Origin of the sequence: uncultured Rhodospira sp., assembly GCF_937138205.1 — a bacterium.
Taxonomy (GTDB): Bacteria; Pseudomonadota; Alphaproteobacteria; order Rhodospirillales; family Rhodospirillaceae; genus Rhodospira.
Genome location: NZ_CAKZOT010000047.1, coordinates 1 through 26,563, shown reverse-complemented (window position 1 = coordinate 26,563; position 26,563 = coordinate 1). Strand labels below are relative to the sequence as shown.

The window sequence follows — 26,563 nt, the reverse complement described above, 5'->3', positions numbered from 1 at the left end:
CTCTCAAGCACGACCACAGGGACACCGCATGACTTTGAACGCCCCGGACACTGGACACGGCCAAGACCGCGGCCCCGCGCCGCCGCCTCTGACGGACAGTGACCCGGACCTGCCCCCCGCGGTGGCGAGACTCGCGGCCTTGCGAACCCCCGGACCCGGCGGCCGGCCCCGCCACTTCTGCGGCGACCTCGGACTCTTCATAGATCGTGACGGCACCTGGCATTACCAGGGGTCGCCGATCGGCCGGAAGGAGATCGTGTGCCTGTTCGCCTCGGTCCTGAACCGGGCCGACGACGGTTCGTACTGGATGGTCACGCCGACCGAGGTCGGCCGGGTCGAGGTGGCCGACGTGCCCTTTGTGGCGGTCGAGATGTTCGTCATGTGCTGCGAGACGGGGCCGTGCATCAGCTTTCGCACCAACTGCGATGAAATGGTGACGCTGGACGAGGAGCATGACCTGCGGATCGAGCATGAGGCCGAGACCGGATCCCCGGCCCCGTACGTGACCGTGCGCGACGGTCTTGATGCCCGCCTGAGCCGCTCGGTGTATTATGAGTTGGTGGAACGCGGCGTCGAGGACGTCAGCGACGGAGAGAGACACTTCGGGGTATGGAGCAGGAACCGCTTCTTCAGCCTGGGAACGCTGGACGACGGCGAGACCGGGAGCTAGACCGGGCCGCCCTCGCCCGCCGCCTGCGCGAGGGCGTTGGCCGGGGCCAGGGATCGGACATGGCCATCGCCCGGTTGCTGAGCGGCGACGAGGCGCGGGCCTTCCTGGCCGACCGGCCGCCCGCCCCGCACCGCCCGGCCGCCGTGCTGGTGCCGATCGTCGACCATGCCACCGGCCCCACCGTCCTTTTGACCCGCCGCGCTGGCCATCTGGCGCACCATCCGGGCCAGGTCTCGTTCCCCGGTGGGCGGTGCGAGCCGGAGGACGCCGGCCCGGCCGACACGGCGTTGCGCGAGGCCCGCGAGGAAACCGGCCTGACGGCGGACCGCGTGGATCTGATCGGACGACTGGACGACTACATCACCGTCACCGGCTTTCGCGTCACGCCGTTCGTTGGCGTGGTGGCGCCGCCCTTGAGCCTGCGGCCCGACCCGACCGAAGTGGAGTCCATCTTCGAGGTGCCGCTCGCCTTCCTGATGGACCCGGTCAACCACCAGCACGGCGTGCGCGAGAAAGACGGCAAGCACCGGGCGTATTTTGCCATCCCCTACGAGAACCACTACATATGGGGCGCGACAGCCGGCATTCTGATTAACCTGTACACCGTGTTGCAGGACGCCGCGCCGACCGCCGATCCGCTGCCCTCCTGAGCACGCCCCCGCACCACACAAGGCCCGTGACCCATGCGCGTGTTTCTGACCATCGTTCTGCCGCTGCTGGCGCCCAGCCTGCTCTACATCGCTTGGCTGTTCCTCCGCTCCCGTACCGCCTCGGCCCAGGGGGACGGCGGCGAGGCGTCCTTCGTCTCCCGGCTTGGGGACAACGTGCCGTGGCTGACGCTGGTGCTGTCCGGCGCGGTGCTCGCCATCGGCGTCACGACAACCCTGTATGTCATCCAACCCACCGGCGACCCCGACAGCGTGTATACGCCGCCCCGGATGGAAAACGGCCGCATTCTGCCGGGCGAGATGCGGCCGCGCGAGGAGGCGAGCGACGCCGCGCCGGCGGTGCCGGAGTGAGAGCCGGGGGGACACTGGCGCGACACGATCACCGGACCACGGCCATGGCACGGGACTGGAGTCACCTCAAAACCCGGGCACCGGTGGGACAACTCTCCCCCGACCCGTGGATGAAATCGCCGGAGGTCGCGCGCCTGCTGACGGCCCTGCGCGCCGACGGCGCCCAGGTCCGCTTCGTCGGCGGCTGCGTGCGCGATGGCCTGTTGCGCCGCCCGGTCAAGGACGTCGACATCGCCACACCGGACCGGCCCGACGTGGTGCAAGACCTGCTTGAGCGCGCCGGCATCCAGACCGTGCCCTGGGCGCGCGGGATCGCGCACGGCACCGTGCTGGCGGTGGTGAACGAGACCCCGTTCGAGGTCACCACCCTGCGCCGTGACATCCAATGCGACGGCCGCCACGCCGAGGTGGTGTTCACCGACGACTGGATGGCCGACGCGGCCCGGCGCGACTTCACCATCAATGCTTTGTCGGCCACCCCGGACGGCGCGGTCTACGACTATTTCGACGGCATCGCCGACCTGTCGGCCGGGCGCGTGCGGTTCGTCGGCCGCGCCACCGAGCGAATCCGCGAGGATGCCCTGCGCATCCTGCGCTTCTTCCGCTTCCACGCCCACTATGCCCAGACGCCGCCGGATGCCGACGCCTTCACCGCCTGCCAGGCGCTGGCGCACACGGTGGACGACCTGTCGGGCGAACGCGTCCGCGCCGAGCTGCTGAAGATTCTGCTCGCACCCGATCCGGCCGGGGCGTTGCTGCTGGTGCGCGGCGCCCATGTGCTGGAGCGCCTGCTGCCCGAGGCCGGCCGCATTGACGTGCTGCGGATGCTGGCGTTTCTGGAGACGCGCGGCATCGTCCTGCCGGGCGTTGGCGCCGACGATCTGCGCCGCCTGGCGGCCGTGCTGAAGACCGACGAGCCAGGCGCGCAGGCGGTGGCCGAGCGGCTGCGCCTGTCGCGCTTGGAAAGCCGGCGGCTGACCGCCATCGCCGCCCTCCCGCCGGAGCGGCGCCCGCACCCCGGTCTGGACGGTGGCGACCGCCACCGCCTGCTCGACCGGCTGGGACCGGACCTCGTGCGCGACCTGATCCTGGTGGACTGGGCGGCGGAGCGGGCGCGCAGCGGCCACACCGACTCGCGACGCTCCCGCGCCTGGATGACGGCGCTGGAGGAGACCGCCACGTTCGCGCCGCCGCCGTTCCCGCTCAGCGGGCATGACCTGATCGCCGCCGGCGTCCCGCGCGGCCCCAAGGTTGGCGAGGCCATGGCGGCCCTGCGCGACTGGTGGCTGCGCGACGCCTGCCGGCCCGACCGCGCCGCGCTGTTGGCGCGGTTGGACGACCTCGGTATCGTCGTCAAGGCGCCCGTCCCCTGGCAGGACTAACCTCCGACGCCACCGCCGCCGGCCACCCCCCGGTCTGGCGCAAGGCCTCGCCGGCCACCATGGCGGCCGCCGTCACCACATTGAACGACCGCACCCCGGGCGCCATGGGCACCGTCACCCGGGCGTCCGCGGCCGCGTGGATCGCCTCCGGCACGCCGGAGCCCTCGCGCCCGAGCAGCAGCACGTCGTCCGGCCGGAAGGCGAAGTCCACATGCGCCACGGCCCCCGCCGTCGTCAGCAGAATCACACGCGCCCCCCGCTCCCCGACCGCGTCGCGAAAACACGACCAGTTCACGTGCCGCTCGGTTTTGACCTTGCTTGGATAGTCCATCGCCACCCGCCGTAACCGCCTGTCGTCCCACAGGAAACCGCACGGATCGATGATGTCGACCGGCAGCCCGAGCCCGGCGGCCAGACGCAGCACGGCGGCGGCGTTCTGTGGAATGTCGGGCTGATACAACGCGAGACGCATTCAAAAAAACCAGGATACGGAAGAGGTTAAGCCCCAAAGGCGACCAAAATTTGCCCTTTTCATGGCTAAGGAATTCGATTATACACCCCGAAAACCACCGTCGCCCATGGGTCGCGTGGGGCTCGAGTCGTCGGGCCAATCGCGGGGCATGAACGGGGGATCCGATCCGTCCCGGGTTTGGTTTCTGGCCGGCTCACGTCTTGCGATGAGCCGGCGGGGGCGGATTACCACGACCGAGGACCATAGACGCACGCCGATCCGAGGGGGAGGGAGCGTGAGTCGTCTTTTTTTGCGCTCCGTCAACGCAGTGAAGAGGTTGCTTCATCATGTCTCAAGCGGCTAACCCGGCCGGAAACGACGGCGGCACGACCCGCCGTGATTTCCTGCTGTACGCCTCGGCCGGCCTCGGCGCGGTGGGTACCGCGCTCGCCGTCTGGCCGTTTCTCGACAGCATGAACCCCGCCAAGGATGTCATGGCGCTGGCCGTCATCGAGGTTGACCTGTCGCCCATCGCGGTCGGCCAGGCCATCACGGTCACGTGGCGCGGCAAGCCCGTCTTCGTCCGTCACCGCACCCAGGACGAGATCGATCAGGCCCGCTCCGTCAGCATGTCGGCGCTGAAGGATCCGCAGCCCGACGAAGAGCGGGCGCCGCGCCCCGAATGGTTGGTGCAGATCGGAATCTGCACGCACCTTGGCTGCATCCCCAAGGGCCAGAAACCGAGCGATCCGAAGGGCGATTACAACGGGTGGTTCTGTGTGTGCCACGGGTCGCACTACGATACGTCCGGCCGCATTCGCAAGGGTCCGGCGCCGACGAACATGGTCGTGCCGCAGTACGCCTTCCTGGATGACACGACCATCCAGATCGGTGAGGAGTAATTCGTTCATGAGCAGCACACCCAACCCCGTCTGGAGCAATCGAGCCATCAAATGGGTCGATCGCCGGATGCCGATCTTCACATTGATGTACAATGAGCTGGTCGTCTATCCCGCGCCACGCAACCTGAATTACTGGTGGAACTTCGGCTCCCTCGCCGGTATTGCCCTGGTGATTCTGATCTTCAGCGGCATTTTCCTGGCCATGTACTACGTGCCGCACGAAGACATGGCGTTCGCGTCCATTGAGCGCATTATGCGCGATGTCAATTACGGCTGGCTCATCCGGTTCATCCACATGAACACGGTCAGTCTGTTCTTCTTGTGTGTATACATCCATATTTTCCGCGGCATGTACTACGGCTCCTATAAGGCGCCGCGAGAATTGCTGTGGGGCATCGGCGTGATCATCTACCTTGTCATGGTCGGGACGGCCTTTTTGGGCTACGTGCTGCCGTGGGGGCAGATGTCCTTCTGGGCCGCCACCGTGATCACCAGTCTTGTGACCCCCATTCCCTGGGTCGGCGAGGACTTGGCCATTTGGCTGTGGGGCGGCTTCGGGGTGAACAACGCCACGCTGCAACGCTTCTTCTCGCTGCACTACCTGTTCCCGATGGTCATCTTCGCGCTGGTGTTCCTGCACCTGTGGGCGCTGCACACGACCAAGTCGAACAACCCGCTGGGCGTGGAAGTGAAGAAGAAGGCCGATACACTGCCGTTCCATCCGTACTACACGATGAAGGATGCGTTTGGGCTGGGTGTCGCCCTGATCGCGCTGGCGTTCTTTGTCTTCTTCGCTCCCAACTACTTCAACCACGCCATCAACTACGTGCAGGCCGACCCGATGGTCACGCCCGAGCACATCGTGCCGGAGTGGTACTTCCTGCCGTTCTACGCCATCCTGCGCGCGGTGCCGGACAAGCTGGGCGGTGTCGTCCTGATGTTCCTGTCCATCGCGATCTGGCTGGCGTTGCCGTGGCTGGATACCTCCAAGGTGCGCAGCGGCCGCTTCCGCCCGCTGTTCAAGTGGTTCTTCTGGCTGCTGGTGATTGACTTCTGCATCCTCACCTGGCTGGGCGCCATGCCCGCCGAGGGCGCCTACGTCACCATGGGTCAGTGGGCCACCGCCTACTACTTCGCCCACTTCATCCTCATCCTGCCGCTGCTGGGGTGGTTCGAGAAAACCAAACCCGTGCCAGAGAGCATCAGTGCGGCCGTGACCGCCGGTCATGACAAGGAGGCCGCAGCATGAAGACCCTGATCCGTATCAGTACAGCCGCCGCCCTGGCCGCCGGGCTGTCGCTGGGCGGCACCGCCGCCCAGGCGGCGGGAGGACATGGCGGCCCCGAGTTGATGCATCCGTCGTGGAGCTTCGAGGGGATCTACGGCCGCTACAATGAGGACCAGCTCAAGCGCGGCTGGGAGGTCTACGCGCAGGTCTGCGCCTCCTGCCACCCGCTGGACTACATGCACTACCGCAACCTTGAGGGCCTCGGGTATACCGAGGACGAGGTGAAGGAGATCGCCGCGCAGTTCGAGGTCCGGGACGGTCCGGACGAGTGGGGTGAAATGTTCACCCGGCCGGCCACGCCGCCGGACGCGTTCGCGGAACCGTACGAGAACGACGCGCTCGCCAAGCTGGCCAACGGGGGCGTGGTGCCGCCCAACCTGTCGGTCATGACGCGGGCCCGTGACGGCGGCGCCGACTACGTCTACAGCCTGATGCTCGGCTACGAAGGCGGCGTGCCGGAGTGGGTTCACGAGGAGGACCCCGACTTCGCGCTGCCGCCGGGCAAGTCCTTCAACGCCTACTTCCCCGGTTACGCCATCTCCATGCCGGAACAGTTGTTCGAAGGCGCCGTGACGTACTCTGACGGCACCGAGGCAACGCCGGAACAGATGGCCAAGGACGTGACCGCGTTCCTGCAGTGGGCCGCCGAGCCGGAGCTGGAGGACCGCAAGGAACTGGGCCGCTACACGCTTCTGTTCCTGATCGTGTTCACCGGCGTGCTGTATGCCTACAAGCGCGAAATCTGGAAGGATGCCCATTGATCCGGTCCCGTCCGGTCGGGCACCCTTTTGAACACCTGATCAAACTGGGCCACCCGCTGCGGCGGGTGGCCCTTCTTTTTGGTTCAACGGGACATGCCGGGCGCGGCGAGCCCGGCTCGGTGAGTCGCCCAGCCCCTCGCCTGGGAGAGCTGCGCTATCCTTAATTCCGCAATTGGGCGCCAAGGCTCTATGCGACTTGGGAATTGGCTGTAGGGCAGGCCGTGGTGGCGCGTGCGAGTCGTCCGAATGGCCTCGACGCGCTGCGGCCCGATCAGGCACTTACCTGCGGTATCGGGGATGGGACAGGCGGACCGTTCATCAAACATTGGGCGGAGCGCGAACTCACCCTACGCATCTCTACGGGGCCTTACCCCCTACCCCGGCACCACGCGGATCGAGGTGATGCGGTTGCGCACCCGCTTCAGCACCTCGAAGCGGAAGCCGTGGAAGCGGTAGCTCTGCCCCGCCTCGGGAATGCGCCGCGCCTCGTGCAGGATCAGGCCGGCCAGGGTGTTGGCTACGTCGTCGGGCAGGTTCCACTCGAACTCGCGGTTCAGGTCGCGGATGGTGACGTCGCCGGCGATGACGTAGGACCCGTCCGGCTGCGTCCGCACGCCAGCCACCTGGATATCGTGCTCGTCGCTGATGTCGCCGACGATCTCCTCCAGGATGTCTTCCAGCGTCACCACACCCATGATGGTGCCGTACTCGTCCACCACCATGGCGAAGTGCTCGCGGCGTTCGCGGAAGGCCTGCAACTGGTGCAGCAGCGTGGTGGTGTCGGGAATGAACCACGGCGGCGCCGCCAGCCCGACCACGTCCATCTCGTCGAGGTTCCCCGTATAGGCCTGCACCGCCCGCAGCAGCGCCTTGACGTGCAGCACGCCGACGATGTTGTCCATGCGGTCGCGCCACAGGGGAATGCGGGTATAGGGGCTGTTGAGCACCTGCTCGACGATCTCCGAGGCCGGCAGGTCGGCGTCGATCATCACCAGGTTGGAGCGGTGCACCATGATCTCGCCGACCTCGACGTCGGCCAGGTCCAGCACGCTTTTCAGCATGGCCCGCTCGCGCCGCACGGTGCGGCCGCTGGGGCCATCGCCGTCGGCCTCGGCGGTGTGCAGTTCGATGGCCCCGCGCAACTCGGCCAGCGCGTGGGCGGCGGTCTTCTCCTGCCCGGCGTCGGCCTTGAAGACCTTCAGCATGACCTGAACCAGCCCCTGGATCACCCGTGTCACCGGCCAGAACAGCCACGTCAGCGCGCGCATGATGGGAGCCACCGCCAGCGCCATGGTGTTGGTGTGGGTCAGGGCATAGGTCTTGGGCAGGATCTCGGCGAAGATCAGCACCAGCACCGTCATGCCGGCGGTGGCGTAGACCACCCCGGTCTCGCCGAAGGCGGCGATCAGCACGCTGGTGGCCAGCGACGAGGCCAGGATATTGACCAAGTTGTTGCCCAGCAGGATGGTGCCGATGAGCTGTTCGCGCGTCTTCAGCAGGCGGTTGACAGTGCGCGCGCGTTTGTGGCCGCCCTTTTCCAGCTCCATCATGAGCGGGCGCGAGGCGGCGGTCAGCGCGGTCTCCGAGCCGGAAAACAGGCCCGAGAGGACCAGCAGCAAGACGATGGCGATGAGTGATTCGATCATGCTCGTGAGGCCGTGAGGGAGAGATCCCCGTCATTGCGAGGCGCGAAGCGGCGAAGCAATCCAGGGCAACGGGTGTCGTCGTCCGCTCTGGATTGCGTCGCCCCCTTCTCGCGAAGGGGGCTCGCAATGACGGCGTGTGTCAAGCGCGGGTCCTCGTGCCGTCGAAACGGGACGATGCCGGCGGACGGTCGCGACCCATCAGCCCAAGCTGGCCGCCAGGATCGCCCGCACCGCCTCGGCGGGGACGTCGCGTTCAAGGTAGGCGTGCCCGATGCCCTTCGCCAGGACGAAGGTGATGCGGCCGTCCGCCACTTTCTTGTCCTTGGCCATGTGTCCGATCAGCCGGTCGATGTCCCAGGCGCGGCCGGGGTCGGGCCGCACCGGCAGCCCGACCGCCGCGAAATGCGCCCGGACCCGCGCCACATCCTGGCCCGGGCACACGCCCAGCCGGTGCGACAGGTCGAGGGCCATGATCATGCCGATGGCCACCGCCTCGCCGTGCAGCAGGGTCTCGCCGTAGCCGGTCTCGGCCTCCAGCGCATGGCCGAAGGTGTGGCCCAGGTTGAGCAGGGCGCGCTGCCCGGCCTCGCGCTCGTCGGCGGCCACCACGGCGGCCTTGGCGCGGCAACTGACGGCGATGGCCTCGGCCCGCCGCGCCGCGTCGCCCTCCAACAGGGCCGGGCCGTTGGCCTCCAGCCAGTCCCAGAACGCGGCGTCGCCGATCAGGCCGTACTTGGCGGTCTCGGCGTAGCCCGCCAGCAACTCGCGCCGGGGCAGCGTCTCCAGCGTGTCGGTGTCGGCCAGCACCAGGACCGGCTGGTGGAAGGCGCCGATCAGATTCTTGCCGTGACGGCTGTTGACGGCGGTCTTGCCGCCGACGCTGCTGTCGACCTGGGCCAGCAGGGTGGTGGGGATCTGCACCAGGGGCACCCCGCGCAACGCCACGGCGGCGGCGAATCCGGCCAGGTCGCCGACCACGCCGCCGCCCAGGGCGATCACCGGCGTGCCGCGTTCGACACCGTAGCCCAGCATGGCCTCCAGCAGCGCATCGAGACGCCCCAGGCTCTTGCTGGCCTCGCCAGCCGGCACGACGTGGGAGATCCAATCGATGCCGGCCGCCGTCAGGGCATCGCCAAGCGCCTCCAGGTACAGCGGCGCCACGGTGGCATCGCTGACCACCATGGCGCGGCGGGCGCGCGGCAGGGCCTCGCGGATCAGCGACCCGGCGCGGGCCAGCAGGCCGGGGCCGATGTGGATGGGATAGGCGCGCGCGCCCAACGCCACGGTGACGGTGGTCGGGGTCATGCCGGGGTCCCGTCCCCGGGCGGCGCGGCCCCGGCGGCCAGCGCCGCCAGCACCCGCGCCGTGGTGTGGTCGGCGGAATCGGCGCCGGTGTCCACCACTAGGTCGGCCTCGCCGTACACGGGGTAGCGTTCCTCCATCAGGCGTTTCAGAGTGTCGCGCGGGTTGCCCGTGTTCAGCAGCGGCCGGTGCGTGCGCCCCGCCGTGCGCGCGACCAGAATCTCCAGGTCGGCCCGCAGCCACACCGACACGGCGCGGTCGCGGATCAGGGCGCGCGTCTCGGCGTCCATGAAGGCGCCACCGCCGGTGGCCAGCACGCAGGGTGGCCCCGTCAGCACGCGGGCCATGACCTTGCGCTCGACGTCGCGGAACGCGGCCTCGCCGTAAAGACTGAAGATGTCGGAGACGCTCAGCCCGGCCGCCTTGACGATCTCGTCGTCGGCGTCGATGAACGACCGCCCAAGGGCCGCCGCCAGCCGCCGCCCGACACAGCTCTTGCCAGCCCCCATCAACCCGACCAGCGCCACCGGCCGGGGATCGTCGATGCGTTGCGTCGGAACCGGCCGCTCTCTACACTGCCTCGCGGTCGCCATCGTCCTTGCTTAGCCCTCATCGCCGTGGCGCGCTCTGGGAGGGGCGCCACGAATGATATCCGGGCTGTGTAGACCGCCCCGGCGGCCCTTGTCCAGCATCGTGCCGCCGTCGGCGGGCGCCCCGACGCCGGACGCGGGACCGGACCTGGGGCGCTTCGAGGGCAGCCGACCGCCACACGTGCGCACGCACACGCCATCCACGACGAAGCAAGGGAACGGGATCGTGGCACGACGTCGCAGCCGCTCCACGGGGACCGAGTCCTCGGGAGTTCTGTTCAAGGTGTTGGGAAGCCTGGTGCTGATCCTGCTGGTGGCCGGCGGAGTCTTCCTGGCCACGTGGGACATCAAACCGCCCACGCGGACCATCGAAACGGTGATCCCCAATGACCGCTTCTAGGCGGGGCTGGCTCCGGCGCGTCGGTGTGGCGCTGGCGCTCGCCTGGGGGATGGCTCCGGCGGCCGGCGCGGCGCAGGACGACATGATGCCGCTGCCGCTGCTGCCGCCGGACCTGCGCGGAGACCCCCGGCCGGTGCCGGCCCCTGTTCGGCCCGAGGGTGGTGCCACGTGGGAGCGGGACGCGCCACGGCAGGACCCGCCGCCGCTGGCCGCGCCGCGCGAGGTGGCGCCGCCACCCGGCGGCCTGACCGAGGACGAGCGGCGCCTGCCATCGCCCGGAACGCCCTCACCCGAGGCCGCGCCCCGGCCCGCCGGTGGCCTGGAGGCGCCTGCGGCATCCTCCGGCCGCCTGACGCCGGACAGCGGCGGTTTCGCCCGCGACCTGTGGCGCGGCACGCCCGGCGACCGCGTGCGCGACCTGCTGGCCGCGCTGCCGACCGCCGTGCCCTCGCCGGTGGTCGCCGACCTGCGCCGGCGCCTGGTTTTGAGCCAGCAGACGCCGCCGGAGGGGCTGACCCCGCTCGCCCTGCTGAGGGCGCGGCTGGCGCTGCTCGACACCCTGGGCACGCCGGCGCGGGACCTGCCCGGGCCGGCCGGCGCGCGGGAGACGGGCGACGACACCGTCCACCGCGCGCGGCTGCGGGCCTTGCTGATGGACGCCCGCGACGACGAGGCCTGCGCCCTGGCCCGGGGCGTCGGCCTTGGCCACGCCGCCCCGGTCTGGCAACAGGCGCTGGTGTGGTGCGACCTGCACGAGGGACCCGATCCGCCGCATCAGGCCCTGCTGGGCCTGGCGCTGCTGCGCGAGATGGGGGCCGAGGCGGGCGGCGGCGAGGCGTTCTTCCTGCTGGCCGAGCGGCTGGCCGGCATCGACAGCCCGCCGCCGGACAGTCTGGCCGGGGCGTCCGCCGTCACCTACCGCCTGCTGCGCGCCCTGCCCGAGGTGGACGCGCCGGCCGACGCCCTGCGCCGCGACCAGCCCTGGACCGCGCGGGCGCTGGCCCTGGCCGAGAACGGCCCGCCGGCGGTGCGCGCCGAGGCCGCCGAGTTCGCCGCCGCCGTGGGAGCGGCGACGGTGGAGGACCTGGAAGCGGCGTGGGCCGGCCTGGACGTGGACCAGCGCGACCTGGAAACGCCGGTCTCGCGTGTGGTGCAGACCAACACGGCGCTGAACCGGGCGCTGGCGTACCTGATCCTGTCGCGCGAGAGCGATCCGGCGCGGCTGGCCGAGGGCCTGCTGCACCCGCTGGAGACCAGCCGCGCGCGCACCCCGGCGCTGTACCTGACCCACGCTCGCCTGTACGCGCCCCTGATCCGGAAGATCCCGGTCGAGCCGGCCGTGCCCGCCTTTCTGGGCGCGGCGGCCGGCCGGGCCCTGTTCGCCACCGGCTCGATCGAGGCCGGGCGGACGTGGCTGCGCCGGCTTGAGGTGCAGGGACGGGCCGGCGACGCCGACGCCGAGGACGCCGCCGCCCTGTTGTGGCCGCTGGCCCGCATGGCCGACGCGGCGCTGGGCGATCCGCTGCCGCCGGACAGGCTAATATTGTGGCGGCAGGCCCGCGCATTTCGCCTAGGGGACGACGCGGCGGCCCGCCGGGCGCTGGACCAGGACTATGTGCGCCTGCTGGGTCTGTTCGAAGCCTTGGGGGCACCGGTGGAGGACATCCACTGGCTGCCGATGCAGTCAAACCGGGTGTTCGTCGAGGCGGTGGGGCGCGACGGGGGCCATACCGACCACGACCGGCTGGAGTCGCTGGACCGCGCCGCCCAGGCCGGTCGCGTGGGCGAGACTGTGGCCCTGGCCATCCTGGCGCTGGGCCGCGAGGGACCGGCCGGCGCGTCGATGGAAACCCTGCGCGGGGTGATCGCCGCCCTGCGCGCGCTCGACCTGACCGCCGACGCGCGGCGCGTGGCGGTCGAGGCGTGGGTGGGGGGAGAACGGTAACGGTAGTGTGCGCGGCCGGACGCACGAGAGGATTTGGAGGCCGCGTGGCATGAGCACGTCTCCTGAGCGCGTCACGTTCGACGACGACACGATGTGGGTGGCCTTACGCGATGGCCGCACGATCGGCGTGCCGCTGGCCTGGTTTCCCCGGCTGCTGCACGCCTCGGCGGGCGAACGAGCGGCGTTCGAGCTGAGCCCACACGGCATTCACTGGGACGCGCTGGACGAGGACATCTCTGTCGACGGCCTGCTCGCCGGGCAGGGCGACCTGACCCGCTCCCGCGATACTGCGGCGTAATCCTTCAGACCGGACCGATCAACTCGACCGGCCCTGCATAGCGTAACACCGCTTCATCGGCCGTGATCAGGGTGGCACCCTCCACCATGGCCTGCGCCAGGAGGAGGCGATCAAACGGATCGCGGTGCAGGAGGGGCAGCGTGCCAACCATCAGCACATGGTCGGCAGTAACCATGAATTCCCGGTAGCCGGCGTCGCGAAGGCTTTCCAGCACCGCCATGGCATCGACCGTGAAATCCGCACGGCGCAAAACCGCTTTGATAACCACCTCCCAGATGGACACAACACTGAACGCCAGCGTGTTTGTGGGATCGTCGATCCGGTCTTGTATGGCATTTGGCAGGCGTTTGGGCGTGATCGTCGCCCACAGCAGAACATGCGTGTCCAACAACAGCAGGCTCACGTTGCCTTGCCCTCGAACAGATCGGCGATGAGGTCGGCCTCCATGGTGTCGAAGTCATCGGGTACGGTGAACTGGCCTTCAAGCGCCCCAAGACGCGGAACCTTGGGCTTGTTTGGGGGCTTAAGCGGCTGGGCGACAGGTTCCAGGCGCGCGATCGGGGTGCCGTCGCGTTGCAGAAGGATGGTGTCGCCGCGCGCCACATCGTCCAGCAAGCGCGCCAGGTCCGTTTCGGCGGCCTCGACCGTCACGGTGTGCATGGTCTCTTCCTCCCACAGGAGCGATCCGTTGAGTATTGGCCGCGCCCGAAGCGTCCGCAAGCCCTTCCCCCACCCCCCTTGCGGCCGGTAGACTCCCGCCCACCTGACAGGCACGCGCCCACGCGACCAGGGACCCCCCGCCCATGTTCCTCAATCTCTTCTACGAACTGCGCAAGGCCAAGGTGCCGGTCTCGCTCAATGAGTACCTGACGCTGCTGGAGGCCATGGTCGCCCGCGTGCCGCAGTACGACGTCGACGACTTCTATTTCCTGTCCCGCGCCGCGCTGGTGAAGGACGAGCGCAACCTGGACAAGTTCGACCGGGTGTTCGCCGAGGTCTTCAAGGGCCTGGAGAAGCCCGAGGGCCAGGAGGGCGTGACGGCCGAGATCCCCGAGGAGTGGCTGCGCGCGCTGGGCGAACGCTTCCTGACCGAGGAGGAGAAAAAGCAGGTCGAGGCCCTGGGCGGCTGGGAAAAGCTGATGGAAACCCTGCGCCAGCGCCTGGAGGAGCAGACCGAGCGCCACGAGGGCGGCAGCAAGTGGATCGGCACGCGCGGCACGTCGCCGTTCGGGGCCTACGGCTACAACCCCGAGGGCATCCGCATCGGCCAGGACCGCTCGCGCCACCGCCGCGCGGTCAAGGTCTGGGACAAGCGTGAGTTCAAGGACCTCGACGACTCGGTCGAGATCGGCACCCGCAACATCAAGGTCGCCCTGCGCCGCCTGCGCCGCTTCGCCCGCCAGGGCGCGGCCACGGAACTGGACCTGGACGACACCATCCGCTCGACCGCCCACAAGGGCGGGATGCTGGACCTGAAGATGGTGCCGGAGCGGCACAACACGGTGAAGGTGCTGTTGCTGCTGGACGTCGGCGGGTCGATGGACGACCACATCCGGGTGTGCGAGGAGCTGTTCTCGGCCGTGCGCTCCGAACTCAAGCATCTGGAGCACTACTACTTCCACAACTGCGTCTACGAGGGCCTGTGGCGCAACAACGCGCGGCGCTGGCAGGAGCAGATCCCGACCTGGGACGTCATCCACACCTACCCGCAGGACTACAAGCTGGTGTTCGTGGGCGATGCGTCCATGAGCCCGTACGAGGTCGTCTACCCCGGCGGCGCGGTCGAGCACTGGAACGAGGAGCCGGGCCAGGCGTGGGTGACCCGCCTGCTGGACCAGTTCCCGCACGCCGTGTGGCTGAACCCGGTGCCGGAGGCGCACTGGCGCTACACCCAGTCGATCCAGATGCTGAACGAGCTGATGGGCGGGCGCATGTTCCCGCTCACGCTGGACGGCCTGGATCGGGCCATGGGGGAGTTGAACCGGTAGGGGGCGTGCGGCGACAGCGGCGTTGGAATTGTGTGAGTCGGATCGCCCTTCACCCCCGCACGTCCTTCACCCGCACCGCCTTGCCCTCGGAGCGGGGCACGGACCCGGGCGGCACGATCGAGACCCCGCAGGTCACACCGATGATCGACTTGATGTGGTGACGGACCCGCGCGGCCGTCTCGACATAGGTCTCGGCGGCCAGGTCGGGCGCGGCTTCCACCTCGACGGCCAGGGTGTCCATCACCCCCTGACGGGCGACGATCAGTTGGTAGTGCGGCGCGGTGCCCGGAAAGCCCATCATCACCGCCTCGATCTGCGACGGATAGACGTTCACACCGCGGATGATCAGCATGTCGTCGTTGCGGCCCGTCACCCGCATGATCCGCACATGCGTCCGGCCGCAGGCGCAGGGCGTGTCATCCAGCCGTGTGATGTCGCGCGTGCGGTAGCGGATCATCGGCAGGGCCTCCTTGGTCAGCGTGGTGATGACCAGTTCGCCGGTCGCGCCCATGGGCAGCGGCTCCAGGGTCTCGGGGTCGATGACCTCGAACAGGAAGTGATCCTCCCACCCATGCAGGCCACAGCGCTCGGGGCATTCCATGGCCACGCCCGGGCCGATGATCTCCGACAGGCCATAGGAGTCGGTGGAACGGATGCCCAGGCGTTCGTCCAGTTCCTGACGCATCCCGTCGCTCCACGGCTCGGCGCCGAACAGGCCGATGCGCAGGGCGGAGGCGCGCAGGTCGACGCCCATGCCTTCCGCCACCTCGGCGAGGTTCAGCGCATAAGAGGGGGTGGCGCACAGAATGCTCGCCTCCAGATCCAGCATGGCGTTGATCTGGCGCTCGGTGTTGCCGCCCGACATGGGGACGACGGTGCAGCCCAGGCGCTCGGCGCCGTAGTGGAAGCCCATGCCGCCGGTGAACAGGCCGTAGCCGTAGGCATTGTGCACCACCTCGCCCGGGCGCACGCCGGCGGTGGCCATGGCGCGGGCCATCAGGTTGGCCCAGCGGTCGATGTCGCCAGCGGTGTAGCCGACCACTGTCGGCTTGCCGGTGGTGCCGGAGGAGGCGTGGACCCGCACCACCTGTTCGCGTGGCACGGCGAACAGACCGTAGGGGTAGTTGTCGCGCAGGTCGGCCTTGACGGTGAACGGAAAGCGGCGCAGGTCGGACAGGTCCCGCAGGTCGTCGGGGTGGACGCCCCGTTCGTCAAAGGCGCGGCGGGTGTGGGGCACGTTGGCATAGGCGTGCGCCAGCGTCTGGCGTAGGCGTTCGCGTTGCCGCTCGGCCAGGGCCGCACGGTCCAGGGTCTCGACGTCCGGATCGAGCATCCACGCCTGGGGCGCCATGACGTTCATTGCACTGTCCTCCCACCGTCGTCACGCAGCCCGCCGTTCTATCCCACTTTTTCTGATGGGGGTACTGCCCAGAGTCCGTCCGCCGCGAAGGTCATGACGCGTCACCGCGCGCGCCCTCGTGCCGCAGCAGCGTCCGCTTGCGCGCGAGACCCCAGCGGTAGCCCCCCAGGCCGCCGTCGGTGCGCACCACGCGATGACACGGCACCACCAGGGCCACCGGGTTGTCGCCGCAGGCGTTGGCGACGGCGCGGGTCGCCGTCGGACGGCCGATGGCGGCGGCCACCTCGCGGTAGGTGCGGGTCTCGCCGGGCGGAATGCGGCGCAGTTCCTCCCACACCCGCAACTGGAAGGCCGTGCCGCGCACATCCAGCGGCCCGTCAAACGGCGCGCCCGGCTCCGCCGCCAGCGCCACCACGGCCGGCAGCACGGTCCGCGCCGAGTCGCCGTCGGCCCGCAGACTGGCGTTTGGAAAGCGTGCCCGCAGGCTGTCCAGCAACGCCGCGTCGTCGTCGCCAAAGGCCACGCTGCACAGGCCGCGCGCCGTTGCCGCCACCAGAACCCGCCCCAGCACGCAATCCCCAGTCACGTAATCGATCACCGCCCCGGCGCCGCCCTTGCGGTAGGCGGACGGGCTCATGCCCAGTGCCGGGCCGACGTCGTTGTGTGCCCGCGCCGGACTGCCATACCCTGCGCCATAGATCGCCTCGGTCACCGTCGCGCCCTCCTCCAAGGCCGTCCGCAACCGGGCCGCCCGCACCGCGCGGGCGTAGGCTTTCGGGCTCACGCCGACCATCGCCTTGAACACCCGCTGGAAATGGCCCGGGCTCAGGCCGGCCTCGGCCGCCAGATCGGCCAGGGTCGGTTCGGTCTCGCAGGTCTCCAGATGCTGGCGCGCGGCGGTGACCGAAGCCTCCAGGGCGCCGTTGCTCGCCGACGCATCGGGGTGGCAGCGCCGGCAGGGGCGGAACCCGGCCGCGCGGGCCGGCTCCGGACTGTCGAAAAACACCACGTTGTCCCGGTTGGGCCGCCGCGACGGACAGCCGGGCCGGCAGTACACGCCGGTCGTGGTGACGGCATAGACGAAGGCCGACCCGGCGGAGGGCCGTCGTTCCACCACCGCCCGCCAGCGCGCCGTGTCGCCGTCGTCGTCTTGGCTTGGGGTCGCTCCGGTCATCGCCCTGTTCCTTCCGTCGCCCGCCCTCGACCCATATCAGGCGCCGACCTGCGCCGCATTCCGGTTCTTGCGATGGCATCCCGGCGCAACCATCCTGTATGCAGGCCCTTCCCAAAACCCCGCCTCTGGGTCAGAAAGGTGACACCGGATTGCGCACCGCGAGAGAACCGCGCACCCTTCAGGCAGGGACTCGGCCCCGATCATGACCACCACCGCCGCCAGCCCGATCCCCGACCGCACGGCCCGCGAATGGCGCGCCCTGGATGCCGCCCACCAGCTTCACCCCTTCACCAACTACAAGGCCCTGGCCGCCGAGGGCAGCCGAATCATCACCCGCGCGGACGGCGTGTGGCTGTGGGATTCCGAAGGCACCCGCATCCTCGACGGCATGGCCGGGCTGTGGTGCGTCAATGTCGGCTATGGCCGGCGCGAGATGGTGGACGCGGCGGCCCGGCAGATGACCGAGCTGCCGTACTATAACCAGTTCTTCAAGACCGCGACGCCGCCGGCCATCGAACTCGCGCGCACGCTGGCGGACCTGACGCCGCGCGGCCTGGACCACGTCTTTTTCACCAACAGCGGCTCCGAGGCCAATGATACCGCGATCCGCATGGTGCGCGAGTACTGGGCGCTGGAAGGCCAGCCGGAACGGCGCGTCATCATCGGCCGCCAGAACGGCTACCACGGCTCGACGGTGGCGGCGGCCTCGATGGGCGGCATGGACGCCATGCACAACCAGGGCGGCCTGCCGCTGCCCGACTTCGGACATATCCAGGAACCACACCAGTTCCGGTACGCGCCCAACGCCAGCGCGGAGGCGTTCGGCCGCGAGGCCGCCGGCTGGCTGGAAGAGGCGATCCAGGCCATCGGGCCGGGCCGCGTGGCCGCCTTCATCGGCGAGCCCATCCAGGGCGCCGGTGGGCTGATCGTGCCGCCGCCGGGCTACTGGAGTGAAATCCAGCGCATCTGTGCCAACCACGGCGTTCTGCTGATCGCCGACGAGGTCATCTGCGGGTTCGGCCGCACCGGCCACTGGTTCGGCAGCCAGACCTTCGACATCCGCCCCGATATCATGACCCTGGGCAAGGGCCTGTCGTCGGGCTACATGCCCATCGCCGGTGTCATGGTCGGCGAACGCGTGGTCCGCACGCTGTTCGAACTGGGCGCTGAGTTCGTGCACGGTTTCACGTCTTCGGGCCACCCGACGGCTTGCGCCGTGGCCCTGGAAAACATTAGCATCCTGCACCGCGAGGGGTTGGTCGATCGCGTGCGCGAGGATGTCGGTCCGTACTTCATGGAGCGCCTGGGCACCCTGCGCGACCATCGGCTGGTGGGCGAGGTGCGCGGGCGCGGCCTGATGGCGGGCGTCGAACTGGTGCGCGACAAGGCCGGTCCCACGTTTTTCACGCCGGTCGGGCGGGTCGGAACGCGCTGCCGGGATCACTGTTTCGCCAACAACGCCGTCATCCGCGCCGTGTACGACACCATGGTGATGGCCCCGCCCCTGATCATCACGCGCACTGAAATCGATACGCTCGTGGACACCCTGGCCCGCGCGCTGGACCAGACAGAACGCGACCTGCCCAAGCTGATCCCCTGACCCAACGTCACTCGCCCCCCTGTCTCCCCGGCCGGTCCGATGCGACACGGCCGCCGCCACACCCAGGATGGAGGGATACCCATGGCGCATCTTCGCACCACCCTGGTCGTCGGCCTTGTCGCCGTCGCCGTGTCCGCCGCCCACGCCCGGGCCGAGGAGCTGCATTTCTACAACTGGTCGGACTACATCGCCGAGGACACCATCCCGACCTTCGAGGAAAAGACGGGCATCGACGTGACCTACGATGTCTTCGATTCCAACGAGGTGCTGGAAGCCAAGCTGCTGGCCGGCAGCACCGGCTATGATCTCGTCGTGCCGACCGGCATCTTCATGGAACGCCAGGTCAAGGCCGGCGTGTTCCAGCCGCTCGACAAGTCCAAGATTCCCAACCTGGACAACCTGGACCCGCGACTGATGGGCTATCTGGCCCAGCTCGATCCCGGCAACGAGCACGCCGTCATCTATATGTGGGGCACGACCGGCCTGGGCTATAACGTGGACATGGTGACGGAGCGCCTGGGCGAGGACGCGCCCCTGAACAGCTATGATCTCCTGTTCAATCCGGAGTATCTGTCGAAGCTGGCCGACTGCGGCGTGCATATCCTGGACGCGCCGACGGAGCTCCTTCCCATCGCGCTGAACTACCTGGGCCTGGATCCGAACACCGACAAGCCCGAGGACTTCGAGGCGGTGCGCGAGCTGCTGATGCCGATCCGCCCGCACATCACCAAGTTCCACTCGTCCGAATACATCAACGCGCTGGCCAACGGCGACATCTGCCTGGCCCTGGGCTGGTCCGGCGACGTGCTGCAGGCCGCCGACCGCGCCGACGAGGCCGGCAACGACGTCACCGTGACCTACGTGATCCCCACGGAAGGCACGCTGATGTGGTTCGACACCCTGGCCATTCCGGCCGACGCGCCGCACCCGGACGCCGCCCACGCCATGATCAACTATCTGCTGGAGCCCGAGGTGGCGGCGTCGATCTCCAACTACGTGGCCTACGCCAACGCCAATGACGCCGCCGAGCCCTACATGGACGAAGAGATCCTCAATGATCCGCGCATCTATCCGCCGGAGGACGTGATGGCCCGGCTGTTCCCCGACCGCGCCTCGTCGCAGGCGGTGGACCGGATGCGCACGCGGCTGTGGAACCGCTTCAAGACGGGGATTTGAGGCGGGCCTCGGCGGGCCGTCTCTGGCCGAGGTCTGGCGTCGAAAAACCCCTCCCCAACCCTCCCCGTTTACGGCTATCATGTTCACACTACTTTCCGCCGAAGCGGCTGCTCTTCGCTCGAGCGACGACGTGACTCGTCATTGCGAACCCTCGTTGCAAGACGAGGGTGAAGCAATCCAGAGCGGAGGACACCAGTATTCGCCCTGTATTACTTCGTCGCTGCGCTCCTCGTAATGACGAAGTAGAGAAATTTTGTGTGAATATGATAGCCGTTTACGGGGAGGGTTGGGGTGGGGTCTTGTCCCGTTCCGTCGGCTCGCGCGAACACTGGCGGCGACGTGTGAATACGATAGGCCCGGCCGGAGGCACGACGAACCATCCTGTCCCCACCGCGACATTTTTCGCCATTCCATGTTGCTTTTGCAGGCGCGGTGCGCAATTTTGCTTGCCCCTGATGCGGCTTGGGGACCATTCGCGAGCGCGTGCCCAAGGCAGATCGAGACCCCGTCAGACCAGCGGAGAGCGCAGTTATGGCCAACGCCTACGATGAAGCCCACAGCCTGTCCTTGACCGATCCGGCCGCCTTCTGGGGCAAGGCCGCCGAGGACATCGACTGGGTGAAGCGATGGGACAAGGTGCTGGACGACTCCAACCCGCCCTTCTATCGCTGGTTCGTCGGCGGTGAGTTGAACACCTGCTACAACGCCGTCGACCGCCACGTCGAGGCCGGCCACGGCGACCGCACCGCCATCATCCACGACAGCCCGATCACCGGCACGCAACGCAAGATCAGCTACGCCGAACTGAAGCAGCTGACCGCCTCGTTCGCCGGCGCGCTGGCCGACCAGGGCGTGGGCAAGGGCGACCGTGTCATTCTTTACATGCCGATGGTGGCCGAGGCCCTTGTGGCCATGCTGGCCTGCGCCCGCCTGGGCGCCGTGCACTCGGTCGTGTTCGGCGGCTTCGCGGCCAACGAGTTGGCCACCCGCATCAACGACGCCAAGCCGAAGGTCGTGGTCGCCGCCTCCTGCGGCCTGGAGCCGGGCCGCGTCATCGCCTACAAGCCGCTGCTCGACGAGGCCATCCGCGTGGCCACCCACAAGCCGGACCGCTGCATCATCCTGCAGCGCGAGCAGAAGCAAGCCGACATGACCGCCGGGCGCGATGTCGATTGGGCCGAGGCCGTCTCCAACGCCCGCCCGCACGACTGTGTGCCCGTCAAGGCGACCGATCCCCTGTACATCCTCTACACCTCCGGCACCACCGGCCAGCCCAAGGGCGTGGTGCGCGACAACGGCGGCCATGCCGTGGCCCTGAAGTGGACCATGAAGGCGATCTACAACGTCGAACCGGGCGAGGTGTACTGGGCCGCCTCGGACGTTGGCTGGGTCGTCGGCCACTCGTACATCTGCTACGGCCCGCTGTTGCATGGCTGCACCACCGTCGTCTTCGAGGGCAAGCCCGTCGGCACGCCCGACGCCGGCACCTTCTGGCGCGTCATCAGCGAGCACAAGATCCCGGTGCTGTTCACGGCACCCACGGCTTTCCGCGCCATCAAGAAAGAGGACCCGAACGGGGAGTTCCTCAAGAAATACGACCTCAGCCACTTCCGCACCCTGTTCCTGGCCGGCGAGCGCGCCGACCCGAACACCATCACCTGGGCGCAGACTCAGTTGCAGGTGCCGGTGATCGACCACTGGTGGCAGACGGAAACCGGCTGGGCCATCGCCGCCAACTGCATGGGCTTGGAGGAGTTCCCGGTCAAGCTGGGCTCGCCGACCAAGGCCGTGCCGGGCTGGGACGTGCGCACTCTCGACGAGAACCGCCAGGAGGTGCCCCCGGGCCAGATCGGCGCCCTGGTGTGCAAGCTGCCGCTGCCTCCGGGCACGCTGCCGACGCTGTGGAACGCCGACGATCGGTTCCGGCAGGCCTACATGGACGAATACCCGGGGTACTATAAGACCGGGGATGCGGGCTTCGTGGACGAGGAGGGCTACGTCTACGTCATGACCCGCACCGACGACATCATCAATGTCGCCGGCCACCGTCTGTCCACCGGTGCCATGGAAGAGGTCTTGGCCAACCACCCGGATGTCGCCGAGTGCGCGGTCATCGGCGTGCATGACGACATGAAGGGGCAGATGCCGCTGGGCTTCCTGGTGCTCAAGGCCGGCGTGACGAAGCCGCACGCCGAGGTCGTCGCCGAGGCGGTCAAGATGGTGCGCGAGACCATCGGCCCCGTGGCCGCCTTCAAGAAGGCGCTGGTGGTGGGCCGCCTGCCCAAAACGCGCTCCGGCAAGATCCTGCGCGGCACCATGCAGAAGATCGCCGACCACCAGGAATACAAGATGCCGGCCACCATCGACGATCCGGACATCCTGCCAGAGATCGAGGAGGCCCTGCTGGAAGTCGGCTTGGCGCGGTAGGGCGCACCCAGCGCGGAGGGTCGCCAGATGAGCGTTCCCGAACAGACGGGGCCGATCCTGTCCCGGGCGGCCTTCTTGCGCTGGGCCGAGGAACGCGAGGGCCGCGTCGAGCGCGTGGAGGGTCGGGCCGTGGCCATGGCCCCGGAGCGGCGCGCTCATGTTCGCATGAAACAGCGCCTGTGGCGGGCGTTGAGCGATGCCCTGGCCGCGGCCGGGTCGCCGTGCGAGGCGTTGGTTGACGGCCTGACCGTGGAGATCGGCGAGGACGGAGATTTCGTCCCTGATGTGCTCGTGGATTGCGGTGCCGGCGATCCCGATGACATGGCGGCCGTTAACCCGGTCGTGGTGGTCGAGGGTCTATCTCCCGGATCCGTGCGCGTCGACACGGGATACAAACTGGCCGGGTATTTCTCGGTCGAGAGCATCCACCACTATCTGGTGGTCGACCCTCAAGGACGCCGGCTCGTCCATCATGCCCGCGCCGGGGACGGCACGCTCCGCACAACGATCCTGTCGCAGGGGCGGCTCCGTCTCGATCCGCCGGGATGTGACGTCAGCGTCGAAGACCTGTTTCGGGCGTGACCCCGGACCGGGCCGCGCCTCGGAACGGGACTCAAAACGGGGCGGAGTCGAAATCCGACTCCGCCCCGTCTCGGGATTCAGCCCCCCTCACGCCCCCCGCTCCTTGGCCACGGCGCGGGTGACGGCCCGCGCGCGGTCGCGCTCCTGGCGGCCCATCAGGGCGGCGGCGATAAGGATCGTGACTGTCGCCACCAGCACCAGCAGCGTCGCCAGCGCGTTGATCTCCGGCGTCACCCCCAGGCGCACCGACGAGAACACCACCATCGGCAGGGTGGTCGAGGCCGGGCCGGCGACGAAGCTGGCGATCACCAAGTCGTCCAATGACAGGGTGAAACTCAGCAGCCAGCCGGACACCAGAGCCGGCGCCAGCATGGGCAGAGTGATGACCATGAAGGCCTTGAAGGGGCGCGCACCCAGATCCAGGGCTGCTTCCTCGACGCTGCGGTCGAGCCCACCCAGCCGCGACTGCACCACCACCGCCACATAGGCCATGCAGAACGTCGTGTGGGCGATGGTGATGGTGTCGATGCCGCGCCCGGACGGCCAGCCCAGGGTGGTCTCCAGCGAGACGAACAGCAACAGCAGCGACAGGCCGGTGATCACCTCCGGCATGACCAGCGGCGCGGTGATCATGCCGGTGAACAGCAGCCGCCCCCGGAACCGCCCGAAGCGCACCAGCATCAAGGCCGCCATGGTGCCAAGCACGGTGGCCAGGGTGGCCGACGTGGTCGCCACCCGTAGCGAGACCAGGGCGGCGTCCAGCATCTGCTCGTTCTGGAACAGCTCGGCGTACCACTTCAGGGAAAAGCCGCCCCACACCGTCACCAGCCGGCTTTCGTTGAACGAGAACAGGATCAGCAACAGGATCGGCAGGTAGAGGAACGCGAACCCAAACGCCAGCGCCGACAGGAGGAGAAAGGAGCGGTTGCGCATGTCACGACTCCTCCGCCCGTTCGGCCTGCTTCTGCTGATAGTGCTGGAAGATGACGATGGGGATGACCAGGAACACCAGCATGGCGATGGCCACGGCTGACGCGACCGGCCAGTCCCGGTTGTTGAAGAACTCGCTCCACAGCACCTTGCCGATCATCAGGGTGCCGGCGCCGCCCAGCAGGTCGGGAATGACGAACTCGCCGACGGCGGGAATGAACACCAGCATCGACCCCGCCACGATGCCCGGCATGGACAGCGGCAGGGTGACCGTCAGGAACACCTTGAACGGCCGACAGCCCAGGTCGGCCGCCGCCTCCATCAGCGAAACGTCCATCTTCTCCAGGGTCGCATAGAGCGGCAGAACCATGAACGGCAGGTACGAATAGACGATCCCCACATACAGCGAAAACTCGGTGTTGAGCAGCGGCAGCGGCTCGTCGATCAGCCCCAACGCCATCAGCGCATTGTTGATGAGGCCGTTGTTCTTGAGGATGCCGATCCAGGCGTAAACGCGGATCAGGAACGAGGTCCAGAACGGCAGGATCACCAGCAGCAGGAACACCGACCGCCACGACGGCGACGCCCGGGCGATGGCATAGGCCATGGGGTAGCCGATCAGGAGCGCGATGCCTGTGGCGACGGCCGCCACCTTGAGCGAGTTCAGGTAGGCCAACGCGTACAGCGGATCGTCCAGCAGGAACAGGTAGTTGCCCAGGGCCAGCCGGATTTGCAGATAGCTGCCCTCGATCCATTCCAGCAGCGGCGTATAGGGCGGCAGGCCGAGGCGAAACTCGGCGAAGCTGATCTTCAGCACGATCAGGAACGGCAGCAGGAAGAACAGCAGCAGCCACACATAGGGCACGCCGATCACCGTGCCGCGCCCAAAGCGTTTCACGAGCCGCTGCAGGCGGGTGGCGTGATGGTCTTCGCCGCCCGGTTTCGCCCACGCCTGCTCCGCGTCGGCCCGGGTATCCGCCCCGGCCGTCATGACGTCACCACAACGACGTTGTCCGGCCGCCACGACAGGACCACCTCGTCGTCCCAGGTGATCTCGGGCTCGGCCATGCGTTCCTGGTTCTGGGTGGTCACCCGCGCCAGCGCGCCGCTGGCCAGGCGGACGTGAAAGGTCGAGATGCCGCCCAGGTAGACGATGTCCTCGACGATGCCCCGGTCCCAGTTGTGCGGCGTCTCGGGCGGCACGCGGGAGACGGCCAGCTTCTCCGGCCGCAGCGCCACCCACACGGTGGCGCCCTCGCGGGCGCTGATGCCGTGACCGACGAACACCGGGTTGGCCAGCGCTTCGGAGCGGATCAGAATGTGGTCCGGCTCGTCCTCGATCAGCACGCCCTCGAACAGGTTCACGGTGCCGAAGAACTCGGCGACGTATCGGGTGTTGGGGTACTCATAAAGCGCGTGCGGCGTGTCCACCTGGATGATCCGGCCGCTGTCCATGATGGCCACCCGGTCGGCCATGGTCATGGCCTCTTCCTGGTCGTGGGTGACGATGACGAAGGTGGTGCCGACGCGCTCCTGGATGGTGACCAGCTCAAGCTGGGTCTTCTCGCGCAGTTTCTTGTCCAGCGCCGCCAGCGGCTCGTCGAGCAGAAGGACCTTGGGCTGCTTGGCCAGCGAGCGGGCCAGGGCCACGCGCTGGCGCTGGCCGCCGGACAGGTGGTGCGGCTTGCGCTTGGCGAAGGGGGCGAGTTGCACCAGGTCGAGCATGTCGGCCACCCGCTCCCGGATCTCCGCCTTGGGCAGGCCGTCCTGGCGCAGGCCGAAGGCGACGTTGGCCTCGACCGTCATGTGCGGGAATAGCGCGTAGGACTGGAACATCATGTTGACCGGCCGGTCATACGGCGCCGTGTCGGTCATGTCCTGGCCGCCGATGAGGATGCGCCCGGCGGTCGGGCGCTCGAACCCGGCCAGCATTCGCAACAGGGTGGTCTTGCCGCAGCCCGACCCGCCCAGCAGGGCGAACAACTCGCCCTCGCGGATGGTCAGGGAGACGTGATCGACGGCGACGAAATCCCCGAAGGTCTTGACCACGTCGTCGACCTCAATGATTGGCCGCGCCTCCGCCCGGCGCAGCACCGCGCCGGGGCGGCTGCCCTCCGGACGGGCGGCGGCGGCCGTGCCGCTCCGCGCCATGGTGTCGGTCATGTCATCCGTTCCCCCCAAGGGCGCCGTGTTCCCGAATCCCTTCCCGGCCACCCCGCCGTGTCTATCGGATTCACACGTCTCCGCCAACGTCCGCGCGAACCGACAGGAGGGGACAAAACCCCACCCCACCCCTCGCCGTAAAAGGGGAGGGAGTTCCGCCTACACTCGTGTCGCGATCAGCTCTCCAGCCCGACGGAAGGTGTTGCCCTGACTCCTGTACCTTTCTCACGCGGTTCTGGGAATGGATGACGCCGCTGGTCACGCGCAGTGAAGCGGAGCGGAACGAAGCGTGACCAGCGGGCGACGGCCCGAAGCGGTGTGTATCCTTCCTGAACCGAGCCGATTCGCCGGGAGCAGCCCATAGACTCCTGTGGCTTGACCACCTGGGGAGGACGCGCGCCCTGGCGGATTGGCCGCGACCCAAGCCCCGTGGGGAGTCCGCGCCGGACCTGTGGCCAGGGGAATCGGGTGAACGGGTCATGCCGTGACGACGCTTGCGAGGTAGTCGT

At 68.5% G+C, this 26,563-nt stretch carries 26 protein-coding genes; 15 read left to right on the top strand and 11 right to left on the bottom strand.

All coding sequences use genetic code 11. From position 1 onward, the window contains the following. Positions 1-28 precede the first annotated feature (28 nt). The 4 genes from Q0309_RS18590 to Q0309_RS05930 all read left to right on the top strand — a co-directional run bounded on the left by Q0309_RS18590 (position 29) and on the right by Q0309_RS05930 (position 3,071). Positions 29-670 (top strand): DUF1285 domain-containing protein, encoded by a 642-nt coding sequence (locus Q0309_RS18590; RefSeq protein WP_366940569.1) that lies wholly within the window; start codon positions 29-31, stop codon positions 668-670. 59 nt (positions 671-729) lie between these two features. Next, positions 730-1,320, top strand: a complete 591-nt coding sequence (locus Q0309_RS05940) for a CoA pyrophosphatase (RefSeq protein WP_299438466.1) — start codon at positions 730-732, stop codon at positions 1,318-1,320. Between the two features lie 33 nt (positions 1,321-1,353). Then, entirely contained in the window at positions 1,354-1,689 is a 336-nt protein-coding gene (locus Q0309_RS05935; RefSeq protein WP_299438464.1) for a hypothetical protein, read from the top strand. 110 nt (positions 1,690-1,799) lie between these two features. Then, positions 1,800-3,071: a CCA tRNA nucleotidyltransferase gene (locus Q0309_RS05930; protein ID WP_299438462.1), complete on the top strand. Its 1,272-nt coding sequence runs from the start codon at positions 1,800-1,802 to the stop codon at positions 3,069-3,071. Here Q0309_RS05930 and Q0309_RS05925 read toward each other — a convergent pair. After that, entirely contained in the window at positions 3,043-3,543 is a 501-nt protein-coding gene (locus tag Q0309_RS05925) for a TrmH family RNA methyltransferase (protein WP_299438460.1), read from the bottom strand. The genes Q0309_RS05930 and Q0309_RS05925 overlap by 29 nt on opposite strands. A gap of 326 nt (positions 3,544-3,869) precedes the next feature. On the opposite strand from Q0309_RS05925, the gene petA reads away from it, so the two are divergent. From petA to Q0309_RS05910, 3 genes are read left to right on the top strand one after another with little or no spacing between them, the layout of a single operon-like run. Beyond that, positions 3,870-4,424 (top strand): ubiquinol-cytochrome c reductase iron-sulfur subunit, encoded by a 555-nt coding sequence (gene petA / locus Q0309_RS05920; protein WP_299438458.1) that lies wholly within the window; start codon positions 3,870-3,872, stop codon positions 4,422-4,424. 7 nt (positions 4,425-4,431) lie between these two features. Beyond that, a complete protein-coding gene (locus Q0309_RS05915; RefSeq protein ID WP_299438455.1) occupies positions 4,432-5,673 on the top strand; it encodes a cytochrome b N-terminal domain-containing protein in 1,242 nt (413 codons plus the stop codon). After that, positions 5,670-6,473: a cytochrome c1 gene (locus tag Q0309_RS05910; RefSeq protein WP_299438453.1), complete on the top strand. Its 804-nt coding sequence runs from the start codon at positions 5,670-5,672 to the stop codon at positions 6,471-6,473. Before Q0309_RS05915 ends, Q0309_RS05910 begins: the two co-directional genes overlap by 4 nt. Positions 6,474-6,847: 374 nt before the next feature. Here the strand turns inward: Q0309_RS05910 and Q0309_RS05905 are convergent, their stop codons facing one another. The 3 genes from Q0309_RS05905 to Q0309_RS05895 all read right to left on the bottom strand — a co-directional run bounded on the left by Q0309_RS05905 (position 6,848) and on the right by Q0309_RS05895 (position 10,014). Next, positions 6,848-8,119 carry an HlyC/CorC family transporter gene (locus tag Q0309_RS05905; RefSeq protein ID WP_299438451.1) on the bottom strand — a complete coding sequence of 424 codons (1,272 nt, stop codon included), beginning with the start codon at positions 8,117-8,119 and terminating at the stop codon, positions 6,848-6,850. A gap of 198 nt (positions 8,120-8,317) precedes the next feature. Next, positions 8,318-9,424 carry a 3-dehydroquinate synthase gene (aroB, locus tag Q0309_RS05900; protein ID WP_299438448.1) on the bottom strand — a complete coding sequence of 369 codons (1,107 nt, stop codon included), beginning with the start codon at positions 9,422-9,424 and terminating at the stop codon, positions 8,318-8,320. Further along, entirely contained in the window at positions 9,421-10,014 is a 594-nt protein-coding gene (locus tag Q0309_RS05895) for a shikimate kinase (RefSeq protein ID WP_299438446.1), read from the bottom strand. Before Q0309_RS05895 ends, aroB begins: the two co-directional genes overlap by 4 nt. 223 nt (positions 10,015-10,237) lie before the next feature. On the opposite strand from Q0309_RS05895, the gene Q0309_RS05890 reads away from it, so the two are divergent. From Q0309_RS05890 to Q0309_RS05880, 3 genes are read left to right on the top strand one after another with little or no spacing between them, the layout of a single operon-like run. Further along, a complete protein-coding gene (locus Q0309_RS05890; protein ID WP_299438444.1) occupies positions 10,238-10,411 on the top strand; it encodes a hypothetical protein in 174 nt (57 codons plus the stop codon). After that, positions 10,398-12,356 carry a hypothetical protein gene (locus tag Q0309_RS05885; protein WP_299438442.1) on the top strand — a complete coding sequence of 653 codons (1,959 nt, stop codon included), beginning with the start codon at positions 10,398-10,400 and terminating at the stop codon, positions 12,354-12,356. Before Q0309_RS05890 ends, Q0309_RS05885 begins: the two co-directional genes overlap by 14 nt. A 49-nt stretch (positions 12,357-12,405) precedes the next feature. Continuing rightward, on the top strand, positions 12,406-12,654 hold the full coding sequence (locus Q0309_RS05880; protein ID WP_299438440.1) for a DUF2442 domain-containing protein: 249 nt from the start codon (positions 12,406-12,408) through the stop codon (positions 12,652-12,654). 4 nt (positions 12,655-12,658) lie between these two features. Here the strand turns inward: Q0309_RS05880 and Q0309_RS05875 are convergent, their stop codons facing one another. After that, complete coding sequence (locus tag Q0309_RS05875) at positions 12,659-13,057, bottom strand: type II toxin-antitoxin system VapC family toxin (RefSeq protein ID WP_299438438.1); 399 nt, start codon at positions 13,055-13,057, stop codon at positions 12,659-12,661. Beyond that, entirely contained in the window at positions 13,054-13,314 is a 261-nt protein-coding gene (locus tag Q0309_RS05870; protein WP_299438436.1) for a type II toxin-antitoxin system prevent-host-death family antitoxin, read from the bottom strand. The genes Q0309_RS05875 and Q0309_RS05870 overlap by 4 nt, the downstream gene beginning before the upstream one ends. Before the next feature lie 143 nt (positions 13,315-13,457). On the opposite strand from Q0309_RS05870, the gene Q0309_RS05865 reads away from it, so the two are divergent. Beyond that, positions 13,458-14,642, top strand: coding sequence for a VWA domain-containing protein (locus tag Q0309_RS05865; protein ID WP_299438434.1), 1,185 nt, complete (start codon positions 13,458-13,460; stop codon positions 14,640-14,642). Positions 14,643-14,691: 49 nt separating this feature from the next. Here Q0309_RS05865 and Q0309_RS05860 read toward each other — a convergent pair whose 3' ends face one another. Continuing rightward, complete coding sequence (locus tag Q0309_RS05860; RefSeq protein WP_299438432.1) at positions 14,692-16,002, bottom strand: phenylacetate--CoA ligase family protein; 1,311 nt, start codon at positions 16,000-16,002, stop codon at positions 14,692-14,694. 91 nt (positions 16,003-16,093) lie between these two features. Next, on the bottom strand, positions 16,094-17,176 hold the full coding sequence (ada, locus tag Q0309_RS05855) for a bifunctional DNA-binding transcriptional regulator/O6-methylguanine-DNA methyltransferase Ada (RefSeq protein ID WP_299438430.1): 1,083 nt from the start codon (positions 17,174-17,176) through the stop codon (positions 16,094-16,096). Positions 17,177-17,378: 202 nt separating this feature from the next. Between ada and Q0309_RS05850 the strand changes: the two genes are divergently transcribed. The 4 genes from Q0309_RS05850 (at position 17,379) to Q0309_RS05835 (ending at position 22,961) form a co-directional block, all read left to right on the top strand. Continuing rightward, complete coding sequence (locus tag Q0309_RS05850) at positions 17,379-18,776, top strand: aspartate aminotransferase family protein (RefSeq protein WP_299438428.1); 1,398 nt, start codon at positions 17,379-17,381, stop codon at positions 18,774-18,776. A gap of 81 nt (positions 18,777-18,857) precedes the next feature. Further along, positions 18,858-19,952: a polyamine ABC transporter substrate-binding protein gene (locus Q0309_RS05845; RefSeq protein ID WP_299438426.1), complete on the top strand. Its 1,095-nt coding sequence runs from the start codon at positions 18,858-18,860 to the stop codon at positions 19,950-19,952. Between the two features lie 531 nt (positions 19,953-20,483). Further along, entirely contained in the window at positions 20,484-22,379 is a 1,896-nt protein-coding gene (locus Q0309_RS05840; RefSeq protein ID WP_299438424.1) for a propionyl-CoA synthetase, read from the top strand. Between the two features lie 27 nt (positions 22,380-22,406). Continuing rightward, a complete protein-coding gene (locus Q0309_RS05835; RefSeq protein WP_299438422.1) occupies positions 22,407-22,961 on the top strand; it encodes a Uma2 family endonuclease in 555 nt (184 codons plus the stop codon). Between the two features lie 87 nt (positions 22,962-23,048). Here the strand turns inward: Q0309_RS05835 and Q0309_RS05830 are convergent, their stop codons facing one another. Genes Q0309_RS05830 through potA form a run of 3 tightly spaced genes read right to left on the bottom strand, consistent with a single transcriptional unit; the run spans position 23,049 to position 26,054 of the window. Next, on the bottom strand, positions 23,049-23,894 hold the full coding sequence (locus tag Q0309_RS05830) for an ABC transporter permease subunit (protein ID WP_299438420.1): 846 nt from the start codon (positions 23,892-23,894) through the stop codon (positions 23,049-23,051). 1 nt (position 23,895) lies between these two features. Beyond that, positions 23,896-24,882: an ABC transporter permease subunit gene (locus Q0309_RS05825; RefSeq protein WP_299438418.1), complete on the bottom strand. Its 987-nt coding sequence runs from the start codon at positions 24,880-24,882 to the stop codon at positions 23,896-23,898. After that, entirely contained in the window at positions 24,879-26,054 is a 1,176-nt protein-coding gene (potA, locus tag Q0309_RS05820) for a polyamine ABC transporter ATP-binding protein (RefSeq protein ID WP_299438416.1), read from the bottom strand. The genes Q0309_RS05825 and potA overlap by 4 nt, the downstream gene beginning before the upstream one ends. Between the last annotated feature and the right edge of the window lie 509 nt (positions 26,055-26,563).

What these genes read in the sequence shown, in the direction of transcription:
- Q0309_RS05910 (WP_299438453.1), top strand. Translation starts at nt 5,670, where the DNA reads ATGAAGACCCTGATCCGTATCAGTACAGCCGCCGCCCTGGCCGCCGGG.
- Q0309_RS05935 (WP_299438464.1), top strand. Translation starts at nt 1,354, where the DNA reads ATGCGCGTGTTTCTGACCATCGTTCTGCCGCTGCTGGCGCCCAGCCTG.
- Q0309_RS05915 (WP_299438455.1), top strand. Translation starts at nt 4,432, where the DNA reads ATGAGCAGCACACCCAACCCCGTCTGGAGCAATCGAGCCATCAAATGG.
- Q0309_RS05880 (WP_299438440.1), top strand. Translation starts at nt 12,406, where the DNA reads ATGAGCACGTCTCCTGAGCGCGTCACGTTCGACGACGACACGATGTGG.
- Q0309_RS05845 (WP_299438426.1), top strand. Translation starts at nt 18,858, where the DNA reads ATGGCGCATCTTCGCACCACCCTGGTCGTCGGCCTTGTCGCCGTCGCC.
- Q0309_RS05860 (WP_299438432.1), bottom strand. Translation starts at nt 16,002, where the DNA reads ATGAACGTCATGGCGCCCCAGGCGTGGATGCTCGATCCGGACGTCGAG.
- Q0309_RS05895 (WP_299438446.1), bottom strand. Translation starts at nt 10,014, where the DNA reads ATGGCGACCGCGAGGCAGTGTAGAGAGCGGCCGGTTCCGACGCAACGC.
- Q0309_RS05850 (WP_299438428.1), top strand. Translation starts at nt 17,379, where the DNA reads ATGACCACCACCGCCGCCAGCCCGATCCCCGACCGCACGGCCCGCGAA.
- Q0309_RS05835 (WP_299438422.1), top strand. Translation starts at nt 22,407, where the DNA reads ATGAGCGTTCCCGAACAGACGGGGCCGATCCTGTCCCGGGCGGCCTTC.
- Q0309_RS05825 (WP_299438418.1), bottom strand. Translation starts at nt 24,882, where the DNA reads ATGACGGCCGGGGCGGATACCCGGGCCGACGCGGAGCAGGCGTGGGCG.
- Q0309_RS05885 (WP_299438442.1), top strand. Translation starts at nt 10,398, where the DNA reads ATGACCGCTTCTAGGCGGGGCTGGCTCCGGCGCGTCGGTGTGGCGCTG.
- Q0309_RS05925 (WP_299438460.1), bottom strand. Translation starts at nt 3,543, where the DNA reads ATGCGTCTCGCGTTGTATCAGCCCGACATTCCACAGAACGCCGCCGCC.
- Q0309_RS05940 (WP_299438466.1), top strand. Translation starts at nt 730, where the DNA reads ATGGCCATCGCCCGGTTGCTGAGCGGCGACGAGGCGCGGGCCTTCCTG.
- aroB (WP_299438448.1), bottom strand. Translation starts at nt 9,424, where the DNA reads ATGACCCCGACCACCGTCACCGTGGCGTTGGGCGCGCGCGCCTATCCC.
- Q0309_RS05870 (WP_299438436.1), bottom strand. Translation starts at nt 13,314, where the DNA reads ATGCACACCGTGACGGTCGAGGCCGCCGAAACGGACCTGGCGCGCTTG.
- Q0309_RS05905 (WP_299438451.1), bottom strand. Translation starts at nt 8,119, where the DNA reads ATGATCGAATCACTCATCGCCATCGTCTTGCTGCTGGTCCTCTCGGGC.
- potA (WP_299438416.1), bottom strand. Translation starts at nt 26,054, where the DNA reads ATGACCGACACCATGGCGCGGAGCGGCACGGCCGCCGCCGCCCGTCCG.
- ada (WP_299438430.1), bottom strand. Translation starts at nt 17,176, where the DNA reads ATGACCGGAGCGACCCCAAGCCAAGACGACGACGGCGACACGGCGCGC.
- Q0309_RS18590 (WP_366940569.1), top strand. Translation starts at nt 29, where the DNA reads ATGACTTTGAACGCCCCGGACACTGGACACGGCCAAGACCGCGGCCCC.
- Q0309_RS05840 (WP_299438424.1), top strand. Translation starts at nt 20,484, where the DNA reads ATGGCCAACGCCTACGATGAAGCCCACAGCCTGTCCTTGACCGATCCG.
- Q0309_RS05865 (WP_299438434.1), top strand. Translation starts at nt 13,458, where the DNA reads ATGTTCCTCAATCTCTTCTACGAACTGCGCAAGGCCAAGGTGCCGGTC.
- petA (WP_299438458.1), top strand. Translation starts at nt 3,870, where the DNA reads ATGTCTCAAGCGGCTAACCCGGCCGGAAACGACGGCGGCACGACCCGC.
- Q0309_RS05930 (WP_299438462.1), top strand. Translation starts at nt 1,800, where the DNA reads ATGAAATCGCCGGAGGTCGCGCGCCTGCTGACGGCCCTGCGCGCCGAC.
- Q0309_RS05830 (WP_299438420.1), bottom strand. Translation starts at nt 23,894, where the DNA reads ATGCGCAACCGCTCCTTTCTCCTCCTGTCGGCGCTGGCGTTTGGGTTC.